16 protein-coding genes are annotated in these 19,040 nt (G+C 46.7%); 12 read left to right on the top strand and 4 right to left on the bottom strand.

Translation table 11 applies throughout. The annotated features are described in order from the left end of the window. Positions 1 to 39: 39 nt before the first annotated feature. Positions 40 to 396, bottom strand: coding sequence for a YciI family protein (locus HF324_RS25895; protein ID WP_168805753.1), 357 nt, complete (start codon positions 394 to 396; stop codon positions 40 to 42). A 110-nt stretch (positions 397 to 506) separates the two neighbouring features. Next, the gene (locus HF324_RS25890; protein ID WP_168861186.1) at positions 507 to 1,844 is read right to left on the bottom strand and encodes a TIGR00341 family protein; all 1,338 of its coding nucleotides are present in this window, start codon (positions 1,842 to 1,844) and stop codon (positions 507 to 509) included. A gap of 159 nt (positions 1,845 to 2,003) precedes the next feature. Between HF324_RS25890 and HF324_RS25885 the strand changes: the two genes are divergently transcribed. Together HF324_RS25885 and HF324_RS25880 are read left to right on the top strand one after the other, a co-directional pair. Further along, positions 2,004 to 2,147, top strand: a complete 144-nt coding sequence (locus tag HF324_RS25885) for a hypothetical protein (RefSeq protein WP_168861185.1) — start codon at positions 2,004 to 2,006, stop codon at positions 2,145 to 2,147. A 243-nt stretch (positions 2,148 to 2,390) separates the two neighbouring features. Further along, positions 2,391 to 3,308: a sugar phosphate isomerase/epimerase family protein gene (locus HF324_RS25880; RefSeq protein ID WP_168861184.1), complete on the top strand. Its 918-nt coding sequence runs from the start codon at positions 2,391 to 2,393 to the stop codon at positions 3,306 to 3,308. A gap of 110 nt (positions 3,309 to 3,418) precedes the next feature. On the opposite strand, the gene HF324_RS25875 is transcribed toward HF324_RS25880, so the two are convergent. Continuing rightward, the gene (locus HF324_RS25875; RefSeq protein ID WP_168805745.1) at positions 3,419 to 3,847 is read right to left on the bottom strand and encodes a VOC family protein; all 429 of its coding nucleotides are present in this window, start codon (positions 3,845 to 3,847) and stop codon (positions 3,419 to 3,421) included. 123 nt (positions 3,848 to 3,970) lie between these two features. Further along, positions 3,971 to 4,540 (bottom strand): RNA polymerase sigma factor, encoded by a 570-nt coding sequence (locus HF324_RS25870; protein WP_168805743.1) that lies wholly within the window; start codon positions 4,538 to 4,540, stop codon positions 3,971 to 3,973. A gap of 201 nt (positions 4,541 to 4,741) precedes the next feature. Here HF324_RS25870 and HF324_RS25865 point away from each other — a divergent pair, with 201 nt between their 5' ends. The 10 genes from HF324_RS25865 (at position 4,742) to HF324_RS25820 (ending at position 19,038) form a co-directional block, all read left to right on the top strand. Next, positions 4,742 to 5,731, top strand: coding sequence for a FecR family protein (locus tag HF324_RS25865; protein WP_168861183.1), 990 nt, complete (start codon positions 4,742 to 4,744; stop codon positions 5,729 to 5,731). A 47-nt stretch (positions 5,732 to 5,778) separates the two neighbouring features. After that, a complete protein-coding gene (locus HF324_RS25860; RefSeq protein WP_168805739.1) occupies positions 5,779 to 9,234 on the top strand; it encodes a SusC/RagA family TonB-linked outer membrane protein in 3,456 nt (1,151 codons plus the stop codon). A 241-nt stretch (positions 9,235 to 9,475) separates the two neighbouring features. Further along, positions 9,476 to 10,612, top strand: coding sequence for a RagB/SusD family nutrient uptake outer membrane protein (locus HF324_RS25855; RefSeq protein ID WP_168861182.1), 1,137 nt, complete (start codon positions 9,476 to 9,478; stop codon positions 10,610 to 10,612). Positions 10,613 to 10,623: 11 nt separating this feature from the next. Then, the gene (locus HF324_RS25850; RefSeq protein ID WP_168861181.1) at positions 10,624 to 11,811 is read left to right on the top strand and encodes a TlpA disulfide reductase family protein; all 1,188 of its coding nucleotides are present in this window, start codon (positions 10,624 to 10,626) and stop codon (positions 11,809 to 11,811) included. A gap of 103 nt (positions 11,812 to 11,914) precedes the next feature. Beyond that, positions 11,915 to 13,174 (top strand): hypothetical protein, encoded by a 1,260-nt coding sequence (locus tag HF324_RS25845; RefSeq protein WP_168805733.1) that lies wholly within the window; start codon positions 11,915 to 11,917, stop codon positions 13,172 to 13,174. Between the two features lie 235 nt (positions 13,175 to 13,409). After that, on the top strand, positions 13,410 to 13,961 hold the full coding sequence (locus tag HF324_RS25840) for a hypothetical protein (RefSeq protein ID WP_168861180.1): 552 nt from the start codon (positions 13,410 to 13,412) through the stop codon (positions 13,959 to 13,961). A 295-nt stretch (positions 13,962 to 14,256) separates the two neighbouring features. Then, positions 14,257 to 14,982: a carboxypeptidase-like regulatory domain-containing protein gene (locus tag HF324_RS25835; RefSeq protein ID WP_168861179.1), complete on the top strand. Its 726-nt coding sequence runs from the start codon at positions 14,257 to 14,259 to the stop codon at positions 14,980 to 14,982. A gap of 95 nt (positions 14,983 to 15,077) precedes the next feature. Then, positions 15,078 to 16,721 (top strand): outer membrane beta-barrel family protein, encoded by a 1,644-nt coding sequence (locus HF324_RS25830; RefSeq protein WP_168861178.1) that lies wholly within the window; start codon positions 15,078 to 15,080, stop codon positions 16,719 to 16,721. A 100-nt stretch (positions 16,722 to 16,821) separates the two neighbouring features. After that, entirely contained in the window at positions 16,822 to 17,031 is a 210-nt protein-coding gene (locus HF324_RS25825) for a hypothetical protein (protein WP_168861177.1), read from the top strand. 621 nt (positions 17,032 to 17,652) lie between these two features. Next, complete coding sequence (locus HF324_RS25820) at positions 17,653 to 19,038, top strand: radical SAM/SPASM domain-containing protein (protein ID WP_168861176.1); 1,386 nt, start codon at positions 17,653 to 17,655, stop codon at positions 19,036 to 19,038. The last annotated feature ends 2 nt before the right edge of the window (positions 19,039 to 19,040 follow it).

Here is a 19,040-nt window from a genome sequence, read left to right as displayed (position 1 = left end):
TTAAGCTCCTGCCCGGTGAAGGGAGGAGCTGTTACAGTGTTAGCAGTGCATATCTTTTTCCCGGATGATCTTTCTTACTTCCACGGTATTGCCTTCGCCGCCTAAAATGGGGCAGTCTTTGGCAAAGGAAGCGGCTTCGTCGGCAGATTCGGCCCGGACGATAATATAACCGCCCAGTGTTTCCTTGATTTCTCCGAAAGGCCCGTTGGTCACCATTTTGTTATGGTGTACCACGCGGGCGTCGTCAAACAGCAGGCCGTTGCCCAATACATATTTGTTTTGTGCAGCGATGCCGCCGATCCAATCCATGGTGGCTTTCATCCATATCTGCATTTGTTCGGGAGAGGCAATTTTCTTACCATCTTCGTGGCGGAAAATCAGCATAAATTCGTCCATGATGAGTGCGTTTTTGTTATCAGGAATATTGTTTCAGAACACCCCTTAACAAACGGAAATTACCAAATTGGACAGCTGTCTGAAAAAAAATTTTCTCTGCCTGAAAAAGGTTATTGTATCACCAGTCTAACGGAGTCAACCGATAGCCGGCTTTTGAGCCATTGCTGTACTTTCATTTTTTCCGCTGGTTTTATTTTCCGGGAGAATCCGGCCATAACGACCATACAGGTGTCTGTGCTGCTGCTGTCGGGCCGGCGGAAGACCATGGGAGAGGCCGCATAATACTCGCAATAGGGGAATAACGCTTTCAGTTCGCCGGTAAGGTCTGGCGGCGCCGGCGCCGGGGCGGCCGCCGGGATGTGCGCCTGGCGGCTGCTGTCCCGCCGGAACACATCTTCCAGTATACTGGCTTTGATTTGGGAAAAATCGATCTCCTGTTTGGCGTTAAGCCCCTGTCTGACAACCAGCTGTGTATGATGCAGGTTGTACCGGGCCATCCCGTCCCTGATACGCCCGATGGTGGTGTCAGCCAGTTCCGCGCCGATCAGCAGCAGGTTAATTTCCTTTTGCTGCGGGTGGTAAACGAAGCTCCGGTTCACTACCTGTGTATTGTTGAAGTTAAAAGCGTCCCGCACGAAGTTCCGCGCATTGTTTTCAAAGATGCTTTTATCCACAATACGGTAAGCCAGGTAGATGCTGGGGACAATAGTGACGATGGTGATGAGGAGGATATAACGGGACACTTTCCGTTCATATTTTTTGTCTTCGAAGCGGCGCTTCCGGTAGCGCAGGAAGCGCACGATCAGGAAGGTGCTCAGGCAGATGAAAATACTGTTGATAAAATACAGGTACAACGCTCCGGCGAAATACAACAGGTTGCCATTGGCCAGCCCGTAGCCCGCTGTACAGAGCGGGGGCATCAACGCGGTGGCGATGGCTACCCCGGGGATCACATTGCTTTTCTCCCGGCGGGTAGACGCCACCATGCCCGCCAGTCCGCCCAGGAAAGCGATGAACACGTCCCATACGGAAGGGGTGGTGCGTGCCAGCAGCTCCGATTGCGCGTCATGCAGCGGGGTTATCAGGAAATAAACCGTGGAAGTGGTGATACTGATCATGGTTGCAATGAGCAGGTTACGGCTGCCTTTTTTCAGGAGGTCAAAGTCACTGATGCCGATGCCCAGCCCGATGCCCATGATAGGGCCCATCAGCGGGGAAATGAGCATGGCGCCGATGATGACGGCAGTGGAATTGACATTGAGCCCGATAGAGGCGATAAAAATGGCAAATATCAGTGTCCACAGGTTGACGCCCCTGAATTCAGCGCTTTTGGTGATGCTGGTGATGACGGTCGCCTCATCGGCCTTATCGGCATGCAGATTGAACCGCCGTTGCAGTGTAATGCGAACTGCTCTCCAGATGCGGGATTCCTGAAAGCTTTTTATCATAGCTGAAAAGATGTAACAGACAATTAATGGATTAACAATCCTGCGTCCGCTTTCGTTCACGCGGCAGTCCTGCAGGGAAAATCACGTAAAAGCGGGATTTTCTGTCCGTCCTGATTATTTTAAATTGTTAGTATTTCTAATCACTCAAACCGGTAAATTATGAAAAAGAAACCCGCAGCCAAATTAAAACTGGCTAAAATCAAAGTGGCCGCCCTCAGCCAAACTGTTGTAGCAGAAGATCATAACCGTACCCTGCCGATCACACAACACAAAACCTGCCCTGAAACTTTCTGGGTGTGTTAGTCTTGCAAAGGTTTGGTAAGAGAGCAAAGAACGCAGAGAAAGCGTTTGTTGATAAGAGCGCAGAGAAAGCGGATATCTTTGTTTAATCTTATGGTATAAGAACGCAAAGAAATGAATACATAGGCCGTTGGCTATTGTATTTATCCTTTACAATAACTATTTTGGGAAGGATATATATTATAATCAACCAAATATAGGATTCGCTTCTTTGCGTTCTTGTCTTTCTTATAAAATCTTTGCGTGATGAACATTTCCAGAAGGAATTTCCTGCGACAAGGTACCCTGGCGCTGGCGGGGGCCACGCTCTTATCCCGTCCGCTGCTGGCGGCGGGCGCTAAAAAAGAAGTGATGGGCATACAGCTGTACTCTATCCGGGAGGACATGAAAAAAGACCCCCTGGGTACGCTCAAACAGCTGTCGGCCATGGGCTACCGTCATGTAGAACACGCCAATTACGTGAACCGCAAATTTTACGGCTATGCCCCCATGGAGTTTAAAAAAGTATTGGCCGACCTCGGGCTTTCCATGCCCAGCGGTCATACTGTATTAGGGCGCACCCACTGGGACCCGGCCGCCCGGGACTTTACCGATGCCTGGAAATATACGGTGGAGGATGCGGCCGTGGCAGGACAGAAATTCGTTATCAGTCCCTGGCTCGATGAAAGCCTGCGAAGGAACTACGATGATTTTAAAGCGTATATGGAGGTGTTCAACAAATCCGGAGAGCTGTGCCGTAAATCAGGCATGAAGTTCGGTTACCATAACCACGATTTTGAATTCAGCCAGGAACTGAACGGGCATAAGCTGTTCGACCTGATCCTGGAAAATACGGACCCGGCGCTGGTAGCACAGCAGCTGGACATTGGCAATATGTACCATGCCGGCGGGGTGGCGTTGGATATTATGCGCAAATACCCCGGCCGTTTTGAGCTGATGCATGTAAAAGACGAAATAAAAGCTGCCGGAAAAGGAGAGATGGGCAGCGCCTTTGAAAGCACTGTGCTGGGCAAAGGCGTGATCCCGGTAAAAGAGGTGATCGATTTAGGCCGCAAATCCGGCGGTACCAGATATTTTATCGTGGAACAGGAGTCTTACCAGTCACTGACCCCGCTGGAATCTGTTAACCAGGACCTGGCGGCCATGAAAAAATGGGGCTTCTGACCTATTGACAAGCGTTTTTTCCGGTTGAGAAACTACCGGGTATATCCCCAAAAAAAAGGGCTTCTCCGGTGGAGAGGCCCTTTTTATGTGCAGTGGTTATGATTTCCTGGTTAACCGCGTGGCGCATCGTAGCTGACCATCCACCCAACGCCGTATTTGTCGGTCAGCATACCGAAGTAAGAACCCCAAAACTGATCGGCCATGGGCATGATCGTTGTTCCGCCTGCGGCCAGTCCACCGAACAGCTTATCCGCGTCCGCTTTACTGTCCGCCGAAACAGAGATAGAGAAGTTGGTGCCTATGATCACCTTGCCCATATGCGAAGGTGCATCGCTGCCCATCAGAAGGGAACCGTTGCCGATGGGCAGGGCGATGTGCATGATCTGGTTTCTTTCGCCTTCCGGGGGTGTAAATTCCGGGGGGCTGTCGCTGAAACGCATGATCATAGCGAAATCGCCGCCAAATACAGATTTGTAGAAATTGAAAGCTTCTTCACAGTTACCTGAAAATGTCAGGTATGGATTAAGTGCAGATGCCATGGGATTACAGATTTAAAGTGAATGAATATCTTGAACATTACATTTGGAATTCAAAAATACGATCCATGTATTAATTCATCAGGGGGCAATCAGGACATTCCGGGGAGTATATTACGACATTTTTTATTTATGCAGCGAAATCAGCAGCAAAATAACAATTCCTTCTCTTAACCTTTTGAGGGCTTTTCGCATATGTTGTTCTACTGTATTTACAGAGATGCCCAATGTGTCTGCGATTTCATGGTTGGACATATGTTTGTTCCGGCTGAGCAGAAACACCGTCCGGCATTGATCGGGGAGGGACTGTACCTTCTGCTGGAGCGCCTTGAGCAGGTCTGTGCGGTATAGCTGTTGCGTGGTGTCTTCCACCGTGACCGGCTGCTGTTGCGCGGCCAGCGTCGTGTGTTGCTCCCGTACCAGCACCTTACGGAAATAGTCGTAGGTCTTATGCCGCAAGATCACCTGAAGATAAGCGGCGACATTGTCCAGGCGGTATTCTCTTTTATAGTAAAATGCCAGCAGGCTTTCCTGTGCCAGTTCTTCAGCGATGTAGCGGTCTTTCGTTTTCTGATAGGCAGTCGTTACCAGCTGCGGAAAATACCGGCGGTACAGGCACGCAAAGGCCGCTTCATCGCCGCTTTCCCAAAGCGATAATAATGATTGGTCGTCCTTATGTGTTTCGTAATAATTCAAATAATTCAAATCAAAGCATCAACGGTGGCGGGATAAAGATAAAATCTTTTGTTAAAAATCAACCTTTCAAAAAAAATATGCGGGAGGAGTAACGGTAGTTCCGCTGGCATTCGTCATACTCTCACAGCGCTGTTTTATTAGATTAAAAAATATTTGTGCAACGGGTAACGGTAGCGTCCCGCAGGTACGTCAAACCAGTATATGGAACAGGAAAAACTGCATCAGTTACTTGAAAAATATCATGCCGGCCGGTGCAGCGATGCTGAACTGGAAGCTTTGCAGCAATGGTATGAAAGCCTGGGAGGTGCCCCTGAGGCGCCTCACTGGGACGTAACGGATGATGTTTATTTGCGGGACCACTACGCAGCTTTTCAGCAGCGCGCCAGGCTGCAGCCTGTCACCCATCGCCGTACCTGGAAAAAGGTGGCCGCCGCGGCGGCTGTCATTACCGTTTGCGGCCTGCTGACCCGGTACTTTTATCCATTGCCCGCCACCGACACCCGTCAGCCGGTGGCTGCTGTTACCGTTCAGGAAGCACTGAGGCCACCGGCGCCGGAGGAGGTGGTGAACTACGACCGGCACCTGGTGCTGCCCGACAGCTCGGTAGTGCTGTTACGCGCTGGCAGTTCCCTGCAACTGTCAGCCGCCTTTGACCAGGCAGACCGCCTCGTGACCTTGCAGGGCGAAGCTTACTTTGACATACGCCGGAATGCCCGTCACCCTTTCATCGTAAGGTGTGCTAACGTATATACTTACGTGTTGGGGACCGCTTTTAATATCAATACTGCCGGGAAAGACCGGCAGGTGACCATCACCGTTACCAGCGGGAAAGTGCGGGTAGAGCGGGAGCATAAGACCGTGGCCGTACTGACGAAAAATCAGGCCCTCACGTTCCGCGACCACCAGCAGCCGATACCGGCCACCCTGGAGAACGTTACGCCCACCGTGGAGTGGATGGCCAAAGACCTGCTGTTTAACGAAACCAGCCTTGAAACGATCTGCCAACGGCTGTCTGCCCGATACCAGGTGCATTTTACCTTTGAGCGGCAGGTGAACAAAGAAAAACGCGTTACCATTACCGACGCCTTTTATGGGACCGAATCACTGAACGATATACTGGATATCGTCTGTACTACCCTTGGATATACCTATTCCGTTACAGGCACTACTGTAACCGTCACAACGCAGTAATCATCCGTTCATACGGAAATTCAAAAAATCAACCAAGCCTTATCATCATGAGGAAAGTATGCCTGTTGCTATTATTTGCCTTGCATGTGCACCTGGGTTATGCCCAGATCTTACAGAAAACCATCAGCCTGTCCTTCGAACACCAGCCACTGTCAACCATCCTGACAGAAGCCGGTAAACAGGCGGGATGTAAAATCTCTTTTCCGGCAGACGAAGTGGCCGGCTGGAAAGACGTGTCTTTCCACTGTAACGGTAAACCGCTGGGCGAAGCGCTCGCGCAGCTGTTGGCCGATACCGACTTCGGTTATAAAGCACTGCCCAATGCCATCGTGGTGTTCCGCAAAACGGCGCCCCCGGTGAGCCGCCAGCAGGAGCGTACCGTATTGCTGAAAGGCATCGTCAAAAATGAACAGGGCACCCCTTTGCCTTATGTGACCATCGCCGTAGGCGCCACCGGTGTAATGACTTCCGGCAACGGCGTCTTCGTGCTTTCCAATGTAGGCGCCAAAGCCACCGTACGGGTGTCTTGCGTGGGATATGAATCACGCACTTTCGTGGCGGAAGACCTGGCGGCAGTATCCGAAGTGGTGCTGAAATTCGGCCGTCACAGCCTCGGCGTGGTGGAAGTCAGCACCGCCTACCAGCGTATCCGCCCGGAACAGAGCACCGGCGCCATCGCAGCCATCGGTACCAAAGAATATGAATCGCGCATCAGCACCGATTTTTTGTCGGGTATACAAAACAAACTGCCGGGTGTGCTCATCAATAAAGACATGCAGTTCGAAGGGAATTCACTTTTCCAGATCAGGGGGTTGTCAACTATTTCGGCCAACAAACAGCCGCTCATCGTAGTGGATGGTTATCCCACAGAGCTGACGCTGGACGCCATCAACCCCAATGAAATCAAATCCGTAACGGTGCTTAAAGACGCCGCTTCCGCTACCATCTATGGGGTGCGCGCCTCCAACGGGGTGATCATCATTGAACGGAAGCAGGCGGAAATAGGCCGTACGAAATTTGCTTTTCGTACTACCCTCGGCGTTACCGGGAAAGAGAAATATAACACCTACCGCCTCGCGCCCAGTTCAGCAAAACTGAACTACCTGCGTGACTCCTATAAAGACGGCGACGATTTACCGGTGGACTGGTCTGCTTACCGTACCAGCTATAATGTTTACCAGCCGGGCTTTGAAGTGCTCCTGGACAAAAAAGCCGGGTATATCACCCAGGCTCAGCTGGAAGAACGGTTCGCTGCCATGGGCGCGTATAATAATGCGGCCGACTACAGCCGGCTGTTCCTGCGTTCGGCCGTTAACCAGCAATATGACCTGAATCTGTCAGGTGGTACGCAGCAGGCTACCTATTATGTGTCTGCCAACTATACGGCCAACCGTTTTACCAAAATGAATAACAGCGACAGTAAGTTCCTGCTTTCCGGCCGCGCCAACTACAATTTTAATAAGCGTTTCTCCCTCGAGCTGACCACCGATTACCTGGAAACAAAAAACCTGCTCGCGCCGGTGCCCGATTTTATGAGCGTATACGGGTATGAACGTTTTCAGAACGCCGATGGCAGTCCTGCTGCTATCTTCGCCGGCTCCAATATGAACCCGGTGTTTAATGATACGGTTATTAAGAAAGGGTTGTACGATAATATGAGCTATCCGCTGGTGAACATGAATGAAGTCAGGGACCGGAACAGAACGGTGAACAATAAAGTGATCGCTAATTTCAGTTACCGTATCGGTCACGGCTTTACGCTCAAATTTGGTGGTATCTATGAGAACTCGCGTGCAGACCTGAAACATTATGCCAGCGAAAAATCCTCAGAGGCGCGTCAGTATGTGAATGCCTATGCGGAACAAACGCCTGCCGGCATCCTTTTCAATGTGCCAAAGGGCGGTTACATCAACCAGATGAACAGCAGCGCAGTGAGTTATACGCTGCGGGCACAGCTGGACTACAATAAGATTATTCAGGATCAGCATTCGTTCAACGTGATCCTCGGTGCTGAAAACCGGAAAGTAGTGGGAGAGAGCTCCACCAGCTCCACTTTTGGATACAATGATCAAACGTTGTTGCAGCAGCCGGTGGACTATAATAAGCTTCTCACCGGGTACTGGGTTTCCAATTTCGCCGGCCGTAATCCCACTTTTGTTTTCGACAAACTTTTCGGGAAAACTTACCAGGAAGACCGTTACGTATCCGGTTACTTTAACGGCGTATATGCGTTCCGGGGGAAGTACTCGCTGACGGGTAGTGTGCGGGTGGACCAGTCCAACCTGTTTGGCACCGATCCCCGCTTCCGTTATAAGCCGCTGTGGTCCGTAGGCGCCGCCTGGAACATTGACCAGGAGTCTTTTCTGCAACACGCCACCTGGGTGGACGCGCTGAAGTTCCGGGTAGCGTACGGTTTTAATGGTAACACCTCCAAAGCGAGCATCCCGCAGATCGTGGCCAAATACGCCACTAACCTGCGTACGTCGCCTACGTCCACTTCGCTGAACCTGCTGTCGATGGAGAATGCCGCCCTGCGCTGGGAGCAGACCAGGAACTTCAATACCGGTCTTGACTTCCGCTTTTTCGGCAGCATCTACGGCAGCGTGGACTACTACGAGCGTAACAGCGTGGACCTGCTGGCAGATGCGCAGCTGGACCCTACCAAAGGCGCCAGCAGCGCTAAGTTGAACGCCGCGTCTATCCGTAACCAGGGGATAGAGCTGAACCTGCACGCCGACTGGATCACGCGGAAGCGGTTCAACTGGAACACCGGTATCGCGCTGGCGCGTAATACCAACAAGGTGCTGGACCTGTATGTCAACAATAAATTAAATTCCTATACCTATCTGACCAATAATTATGTGGTGGGTTATCCGGCCGGTGCAGTGTTCAGTTATCGGTTCGCCGGGCTGGACACCACCGGTCTGCCACTGATGTACAATGCTGCCGGAAAGGCGAAGACCCCCGGTTATGCCGCGCTGGACGAAGGACTCAGCGACCTGGAGTACAACGGCGCCGGTATTCCTACTATTACTGCCGGTATCAGTAATCGCTTCGACATCGGCAATTTTTACGTGTACTGCATGATCGACTACTATGGCGGTTTCAAAACCAGGATTCCCGCACCTTCTGTTTATGATAGCAGGCCATTGGCCGGCGCCGGGAATTATTTCCGGGAGAAAGGTGATGAGCAGCGTACCGATGTAATGGGCCTTTATCCTTACTGGTTGTACAACGCTTACCATTCTTATGTGTACAACTACGCCAATACGCGGGTGGTCAACGGTGCTTACCTGGTGCTGCGGGATATCACCGTTTCCTACAACTTCCGGAAGCTGCCGGCCATACAGCGGATGGGCTTTACCAACTTCGAAGTGAAATTACAGGCTTCCAATATTACCACCATCGGCCTGAATAAATATAACTACAGCATCGCCACCGGTAATTATGCCAGGAGGTTCCTGGTACCAACGTACACCATCGGTCTGTTTACCAATTTCTAATGTATCAACAGTAATATATGCGCAACAAATGGATGATATATGGAATGGCTGCCCTGCTTACCACAGCTGTCTCCTGTAAGAAATACCTGGATGTGGAACCAGTCGGCAAAACCATCCTGACCAACGTAAGCGACTACGATTTGTTCCTGAACAGCCAGGACCTCACTTCCAGTGGTGCACGGGAGCTGAACCTGCTGTCCGACGACGTGGACGTTACCACTATCCCCAAACGCCCGACAGGGTGGAAGACCTGGTGTATTTGTGGGCCAACCAGTATACCGTTGACACGAAGATACCGCCTGCTTTCTGGGGCAAGCACTACGGAAATATCTATCGCTATAATGCAGTGCTGGTGGGTATCGATGCAGCGGGCAATGGAACGGAGAGGGATAAACGCCGTATCAAGGCGGAGGCTTTGCTGGGAAGGGCTTTCGAATACCTCTACCTGGTGAACCTGTACGCAAAGCCTTACAACGCCGCTACTGCCGCCAAAGACCTGGCCGTGCCGTTTATGACGTCTGTGGATATTGCCGAAGAAACACCGCCCCGCAGTACGGTAGCCGACATCTACGATCGCATCATCAGAGATATTAATAGCGCTATCCCTGATTTGAATGCCAATAATACAGGCAATCGTTTCAGAGGGGCTGCTACAGCGGCTTACAGCGTGCTGGCGCGTACGTACCTCTGCATGGGGCGTTATGAAGACGCGGCGAAGAACGCGCGCCTTGCGCTGGGAGATAATCCGCCGCCTATATTGGACTACAATACCATTACGAGTAAATCCGCGATTCCGAATATGGCCCTCCGGCCATTCGACCTGTATGCGCGGTATTCCACCAACGCATCTTCCAGGGAGTATCCTACGATCGCTTTCCTGAAAATGTTTGATGTGAATGACCTGCGGTTGAAATTGTTTTATGAAAATACCGGCGACTACACCTATCCCAGGAGGGGCATCGTGTTTTTTAACCCCAGTGGCGCCGTTTCTAACTTCGGTACCGGCGTAGAAGAGATGAAGCTGATCATCGCAGAAGCGGCCGCCCGCGGCGGCAGGCTGCCGGAAGCGCTGACGCAGGTGAACGATATCCGTAAATGCCGTATCAAAAAAGAAGTGTATCAGCCTTTGGCTTCCACCGATGCTGCAGAAGTGATGGGCTTTGTGATGCGGGAACGCCGGCTGGAACTGGCATTCAAAGGATTACGCTGGATAGATATGCGCCGGTTGGACGCAGAAAATAAGATGCCGGCGGTGTACCGTTATAATGCCAATAATGAGGTCATTGCCACACTGACGCCTCACGCTGTCCGCTATACGTTGCAGATACCGCTGGCAGTGCTGCAGTTCAATCCTACTATGCCGCGGAATGATGAATAAAACACCGGATCATGAAAACAAACTTCTTATTAGGCATAACATTGATGGGTGCTGCCGCCGTGCAGGGGCAGTCGTTCACCCTCAAAGGGACGCTCGCTAAACGTACACTGGCGGTCAATTCGTTTATTTATCTGCGTTATGAACAGCAGGGAAAGATGATACTGGACAGTTGTCGCTTGCAGCAGCAGGCGTATCATTTCCAGGGGCAGGTGGAGTATCCTGCAGAAGCCACCTTATTCCTGAAGGTCGGGGACAAAGACGCCGAATACTATCGGCAGACGCGACTGCTGAAGCCTTATGAGCATACATTCTACCTGGATGCCGCTGTACTGACGGCAACGTCTGCGGGTGAACTGCGGGAGACGAAAATTACCGGCGGCGAAGCCGAGGCAGACCGCCAGGCGATAGAAGCGGCGTTGTCCGCCATCTATCAACGCGGCGAAAAGGAGTACGGAGCGAAGCGGGAGGCTGCATATAACGCCGGAGACAGCGTGGCCATTGCAGAAATAACCAGGCTTGCATACCGGAATGATGATGAGCGGGAGGCGGCTAAACTGCGGTTTATGCAGCAGCACCCGCAAACAGGTATTATGCTGAAACTGTTGCAGGAGTATACCCGTACTAAAATAGATCCCGCGGTGATAGGTCCTTTGTATGACGGGATGTTGCCATCGCTGAAAGCATCTCCCGAAGGGGTGGCTTATGGCCGGCGGTTAGCCAAAGCAAGGGAGATCGCTCCTGGTATGCCTGCCCCGGCGGTGGCGCTGGAAGACCGTCACGGGCAGCAGGTAACGCTGGAATCGCTCAAAGGTAAAGTGGTGCTGCTCGATTTCTGGGGCAGCTGGTGTTATCCCTGCCGTATGAGTCATCCGCACCTGCGGGAAGTATACGCCCGTTACAAAGATGCCGGCTTTGAAATCCTCGGTGTGTCCAACGAGCGCGGAGATCCGGCTGGCTGGAAAGAGAAGTGGACCAAAGCCATGGACGCCGATCAGATGACCTGGCTCAATGTGCTGAACACCGCCGCCAGTACCGATAAAGAGAAAGGCGTGCTGGAAGCTTACGATGTAAAAGCTTTCCCTACCAAAATACTGATAGACCGTGACGGAAAGATCGTGGTGAAGCTGGTCGGTAACAGCGAAGGCAGCCGCGAAGCGCTGGATGCGCAGCTGGAGCGGTTGTTAGGCAAAGAACATTAATAGGAGGATAGCCGGCCGGGGATAACCGGGCGGCTATTTTTTTATTTTATAAAAGATGTTTTTGTCTTTATTGTAACTTTGTTCCGGCAAAAACAACTGGCCTATGAAGCGTGCAAATACCGGAGCAACGGAGCGGAAGTGGATCACCATCGCCCTTATCAACCTGATGATCGTGGCAGTACTGGGGGTACTGTTGCGGACAAGGATCCTGTTTCCGCTACCGGGAATCAATTTTGGTTACTGGTTATATGCGCACTCTCATTTCGCCGTCGGCGGATGGATCACGCTTTGTTTATTTACCCTGATGACCTACCGGTTGCTGCCCGCAGCGGGTAGCGGTAAACGGATATACCCTGTTTTATTGACAGGGGTGTTGATCAGCTCCGTGGGGATGCTGCTGAGTTTTCCTTTCCAGGGCTATGCGCTTTTTTCGATTATATTTTCTACTTTGTTTATGGTATGCACCTGGGCGTTTGGGTGGGTGTTTGTCCGGGATTTGCTCAAGGCGGGCACGGAGCGCTCTGTCACCCTGCTGGCGGCGGGATCGCTGGTATCGCTGGCGCTTTCCTGTGTGGGGCCTTTCTCCCTGGCTTATATGATGGCCACGCATCAGCGGGATACTGTGTTTTACCATGATGCCATTTACACCTACCTGCATCTGCAATACAACGGGTTCTTCGCCCTTGGGGTGTTTTCACTTTTCTGTCACCACCTGGGACCCGCAGGAGCGGAGAAGGTCCGTTACCGTTTTGCCCTGGCATTATGTGCCTCGGTACTGCCAACATTGTTTCTGTCCTATCTCTGGCATCAGCCGCCGGTGGTTATCCGGGTAGTAGCGGGGGCTGGCAGCGTGCTGCTGTTGCTCGTGCTGGCGCGGTTTGCGGAAATGGCCCGTTCCGTGAAGCCGGAGCTGTATGGCGTCAATCCGTTCGCACGCCGCATAGGGGCACTGGCGCTGATGGCTTTCGCCCTGAAAACGCTGGCGCAGCTGCTCACTATTTTCCCGGCAGTGGGCAATGCCATTTTCAGCAACCGGCCGGTGATCGTTATGTACCTGCACCTCGTGATGCTGGGCTTCGTGACCCTGTACCTTTTTGCCCAGCTGCTGTATGCCGGCTTTTTTGCCACAGCGAAAGTGCTTGCCGGGCTGGGAATGGTAGTGTTTATCATCGCGCTGGTGTTCAACGAGGTGTTGCTGGTCATGCAGGGGCTGCCGGGCGTGTTTAAAGTGCCGGCGGAGATATACCTGTGGGGATTATGGCTGGCCGCTATGGGATTGTTGGTCGGTGCGGGGATGGTAGCGCTGGCGGCGGGGAGAGGTATCAAAGTCGAGTATTCTTTTAAGTCAGAGCTAAATATGTGAAGTATGTCTGATAACTATTAATTAGTTAGTTATATTTTTCATAATATGTAAAATTATTAATTTAAAATCATTTGTATTAATTTCGAATTAGTTAAGATTAAGAAGGCCTCCTCTAGAAGCTAAAATATTATACTCCCCTGCAATTTGTTTCAGGTTAATAGTTTTTTTGAAAAAATTTCTCTACCTTCAAATTAAGAAATTGTATTTAGACCTATATTTATAAAATCAGAAAGTGATGAAAAAAAGAGTAGGAATTTTCCTGACGTTTGTCCTGCTGATGTCTTTCTCTACATTAATTGCTCAGGATCTTAAAGCGCTGGTTACCCCGGAAGGAAAAGTTTGTTTTAAATTAAATGTAGAGGGTGTTAACCTATATGTCAATCTGAATGGAAAATTAATGGAGTTTAATGCTAACGTCCATTATAATGTTTTGGGCAATATTGATAAAATTGGTGATGTCTCTATTACGTGCGATGTTAACGGGTTTATTATTAAAATAGGTACTGCTGATTTGAAATATGGAATCTATAAGAGAATTGAAAAAATCGGCTCTACTCAATTTGGCTATGGAGCAAATGGAAGAATAAATCGTATCAATGATAAAATGGTTAACTACGATCTTTTAACAGGTAAAATCGATAAAATCGCTAATGCCCTAATATATTATAATGAAAAAGGTGAGGTTGATAGGATAGTAGATAATGACGGAATAATATCCTTTATTCCCAATTGGAGAGATAATGTAGAGGAGGGAATGAAGCCCTATTGGATAAAGAATAGTAATTAGTTTTTCGTTTTTATAGTAGATCTTATCAACATATAATATGTCGGATAATCCTGTGATGTTGTAGTTTATTGCCAATTGTAGTGCTATGTTCGAGAACTGGAAAATATTGTTTGTCCCTACCCAAGTTGTGATTTTTTGACCCGCATTTGTGCTCCCTGTACTGTGTAGTGATAAAAAATGTTATAGGCTATCAATGTTTGTTTGCCATCTGCTTCTTTAAACACTTATCTGGCTTAGTGCTTTGTTTACCAAAGTGAATCCTATAAACCATTTAAATTCAATCAAAATTTTTGCTGTGAATCTCGGTATTCGTTATGTGATCCTGTTGGTCGTCACATGTTGTTTTGTTCAGTGTATTTATGCTAAAGACATGCATTTCAATTCATTTGAATCAATAAGGGATAGGCTGTTTTATCACAATTGTCCGATCAGAGAAGACACCTTGCAAATTATTAAAGGAGTGGTAACCGATGAAAGTGGTGCTCCATTGGAATTTGTTTCGATTACTCTGATGACAGACACTGATTCATCAATTAATAAAGTGGTTTCTGATACCTCTGGCTTTTTTAGACTGCCGAAGATAAAAGCAGGTTGCTATAAACTAAGATTTAGTTTTCTGGGATATCAACGAAAAGACACGATACTTTGTGTCTCTAACGCCATTCATTTAAGCATTAACCTGAAACAAGAAGGGACTGCTTTAAAGAGTGTGAGTATAATTGATCGAAAGCCCTTGATCGAGAAAAAAGAAGATCGAACGATCTACAATGTTGATGGAAGACCCGCTTTTGTTGGGAAACCTATTTTAGATGTTCTGAGATTAGTCCCTCGTGTGAATGTTTCCGGATATGCGATTGAAATTAGGGGAAAAGGAACTGCCACTATTATGATTAATGATAAACCCATTTATCTTGACGGAAAATCGCTGGTTGATTATCTGAATTTATTTAAGGACAATATTGTTAGTATAGAAGTAGTTCCTAATCCTCCAGCAAGGTATGATGCGGAGGGGGAGGGGTAATTAATATTGTTACAAAAAAGTCAGGGGTCAAAGGTTTTTTTGGTGACATAGAATCAGAGTTCACGAAGAATTCCTATTCTCAGCAAAATCAAACGTTGAATTTACACCTGCGTAATAAGAACTTGAACTTAACTTTGGGTGGAGGGTATTCGGACGGAGGTTATAAAGAAAATGTAAGAAATCAGTACTTTTTTACTAAAATAAGTCAATCCGATTGGTTTAATGTCAATACGAACAAAACGAATTTTAAAAGGTTTGTAAATAATTTTGTCGTTGATTATCAAATTAATAAACGATCTTTTATAAGCATCAGCCTTAATCAAAGTCATATAAAATATACTACAGTCCAAAAAGCGCAAATAGAATTTTTTAAAAAAGACCTAATTGATTCGACGGGTGAAACTAATGGGAATGATTGGAATAACCTTTCTACTTATTCTGGGAGTTTTAACTTCCATTCGGATCTGAAAAAAAATGGCAGTTTTATCGATTTATCATTTGACTACTTGAGTAAAAAAGGAGAAACCGAAAATAAAAGTAAGACCAATAACTACGTTAACGGAAAAGAAACTGGATTTGAAAGAGGAATATATAGTTATGCCTTTTCTCCTAAAGAGGTCTTGAGTGGTAAGATTGACTTTGTTTTGTCAAATTCTTTTTTAAAGCACAAAGTTGAATCTGGAGCTAAGGTTATCCATTTTTTTAATAACAGTAAAATAGCTTACGATCAATTTGTAAATGAGCAGTCGGTTTTTAATAATACTATTACTAATGATAATTTTAATTACTCCGAAACTGATATTGCAGCATATGTGTCTCTTGGGAGAAGCTACGGGAAGTTTTCGGCTAAGTACGGGATGAGGTATGAATATACTATTACAACGGGACATACTATACAGTTAGATCAATCTTATAAGAATCACTTCGGTTATTTTTTTCCTAGCCTATTCTTGCAATACAAGTTATCAAAAAGTGTAGCTGTTGATTTTTCGTATGTTCGCAGGATTAGCCGGCCTAAGATATGGGACGTTAATCCTTATCGATGGTTTTCCAGTATATATTCCTACTCCGTGGGAAACCCATATCTTGTTCCTTCTTTGCAGAATAGCTTGGAAGCCAATGTGGTCATAAAAGATAAGCTATTTATCAACTCATACTATAATATAAGACATGATCCCATTGTTTCACTTCCTTACAGTAAGTTTTTATTTATTGAAAATATAAAAGAGAATAATGGTCGGCTTATAAGTTACGGTCTAAATATTGACTACAATATTCAAGTTGGTAACTGGATGCAAGCTGGCTATGGTATGGGAGTGGGCGCAATGAACTTTAGAACATCCTATCAGTACAATTATACCCGTTCGCCCATAATTGCAGATTTGACAGCGAGTCATTCTTTTCAATTTAAGAAGGATTGGTCGATTGACCTTGTTGGAAGGGCGACTTTACCTGGGAGTAGCTTTGACGTTACTACTCAGAATGGTAGTTTGCGTGTTGATATTGGAGTGAAGAAAATGCTATTGGCTGGTAAATTAGGTGTCTCGCTATCTGTTGCTGATTTGTTTCGTAGTAGTTCTCCAGTTTATACTACAAAGACATTGGATTTTTTCAGTGAACAGTTTAATTATTATGACTTTAGAAGCGTATCGTTATCTGTTAAATTTAAATTTGGAAAAGCATTAAGGGAAGCTAAGACCAAGTCTGGAGTTTCTTCTAGTGAAAAAATGCGTATCTGACATATAAAAAGCTTGCAGATGCCTGTTAAAGTGTTTAGGATCAAAAAATGGGTAATATCCTAAAACTTTTCCCACCATTTTAAACTTTAAACTTACAAGCATGCTAAAGAAAAAAATGAAAGCGTTGGCATCGCAAAAAAAAGTGCCAGGCTCAGAAAAACACTTTGAAGTGATAAGTGATGCTGCTGCGGCATCTCTTTTTGGTGGGTATTCAGAGGATTGCCAGAAGCTGAAAAACTGTGGTGAATTTCATGGTACCTGTAATACTCTTGAGACGTGTGGTAAATATACAGAACCATCGATCTCATAGGTTGTCAGTCATTCTTTTATTATTAAAAAGAAATTATGTTAAAGGGAAAGCTTAAAGATCTAGTATCAAGAAAGGATGTTGGTAGGGATAGCTCTTTTGAAATATTAAGTGATCATCAAGCGTCGTTTGTTCTTGGCGGTGCGGATTGTACTAAGCTAGCTGTATGTGGAACATACATCGGCCAGTGTTCTGAACTTAGTGCTTGTAATCGATTTGGACTCACTAAGGAGGAGCTTTGTGAAAACTATATTTGATTAAATACTTGCCCTGTTACTCAGGGCACTTGATATTAATCTTCTATTATGGTTTGTAAAATTAAAATAATGAACAAATGATTAAAAAAAAGTTATCCGATTTAGTATCAAATAGAGGTTTGTCATCAAATAGCAAATTTGAGGTGCTAAGCGACGTTGCGGCGTCAAATTTGCTAGGTGGCGGTCCTGACGATTGCGGTAAATTACAAGAGTGTGGTACTTTTAGCGGTGGAAGTTGCCCTGATCTCGGACTGTGTGGTAAATACACCAACCCTTGATTCATTTTCTAGAGGTGTGATATTAAAAAATGTCACACCTCGCTTAGTTAAGGAATATATAAATCTTTTTATCCCCTAAAAAAGTCAGTATGAAATTATCTAAGTACTTTTTGACCACTGATACGTTGGATGAGGTGGGTATCCCTAATAAGAGGATAATATTTTCTACACGTACCGCGACCTCCATTTTGGTAGATGAATCAATTTACAAGGATTTAATAGAGAGTAATTTAGCGAACATTGAACCAGGAATACTATCCAAACTAATTGATAAGGAATTTTTGGTCTCAGAAGACCAGGACGAGTTTCAAAGTATTGTTACGGCTAATTCGGCCGCAAAGAAAGATGGGAAGTTTCTTTCTATGACGATACAGCCGTCAGCGAACTGTCAATTAGGGTGCCATTATTGTGGTCAATTGCATTCAAAGCACTATGCTTCGGATCAAGTTATTGAGAAATATTATGAAAGAATTGTGCAGTTATTATCTGACCGAGAATATAGAGGGTTGTCTATTACATGGTATGGAGGTGAGCCGCTAACAGGATACGGTGCTATAAGGAAGACGTCGGAAAAATTGATTTCGTTGGCGAATGAGCGGGGAATGGCATACTTTTCTAATATGGTGACTAATGGACTTAGTTTGAAGCCATCTATATTTGAGGAACTAGTTGAGGTCTGCAAAATTACGGACTATCAGATTACCATCGATGGTACTGCTGAGAGCCACGATAAAAGACGTATTACGAAAAGCGGGGAATCTACGTTTGATCTTATAATGAAGAACATTTGTGATGTTTCTCAGATGGATATATATTCTGCAAGGAACTGCAATATTTCGGTCCGCGTTAATATTGATAAAACCAATTACCAATATGTAGATCCTTTAATTGACTTGATACGAGAAAAAGAGTTGCAGAGTAAGGTTACAATGTATTTTGCTCCAATTGTTGATTTTGGAGGAAATGATGCGGGTAAAGAAAGCCTAGATAAGGAATTCTTTGCAGGTAAAGAGATAGAATGGTTGCTCCGCTGTTATGAAAATGAGATTAAAGTTAAGGTGTTGCCAAGTAGAACTCATTCTGTTTGTATGGCTGAGAATAGGGATTCAGAAGTTTTAGATGCCTTTGGTAATATTTATGCTTGTTGGGAGTTTCCATATTCCGAATCGTATGCTCAAGGTGATAGTTTGATTGGAAATCTTTTTCTTCCAAAGGAAACATATAATGAGAATGCAACATTACGTAATTGGAATGAGATGTTAACCTCAGGTGCAACATGGTGTAAAACCTGTAACCATCTGCCGGTTTGTGGCGGAGGATGTCCTAAATCATGGCACGAAGGTACTCCAGCCTGTCCACCATTTAAGTTCAACTACAAAGATAAATTGTTGTTAGACTATTATATCAAAAAGAAGAATGAAGTAGATAAGGAAAATAATGAAGTAGATAAGGAAAATATTGAAGTTATAAAATAGCT

Origin of the sequence: Chitinophaga oryzae (assembly GCF_012516375.2) — a bacterium.
Classification (GTDB): domain Bacteria; phylum Bacteroidota; class Bacteroidia; order Chitinophagales; family Chitinophagaceae; genus Chitinophaga; species Chitinophaga oryzae.
This window is presented reverse-complemented; position numbering and strand designations above follow the sequence as displayed.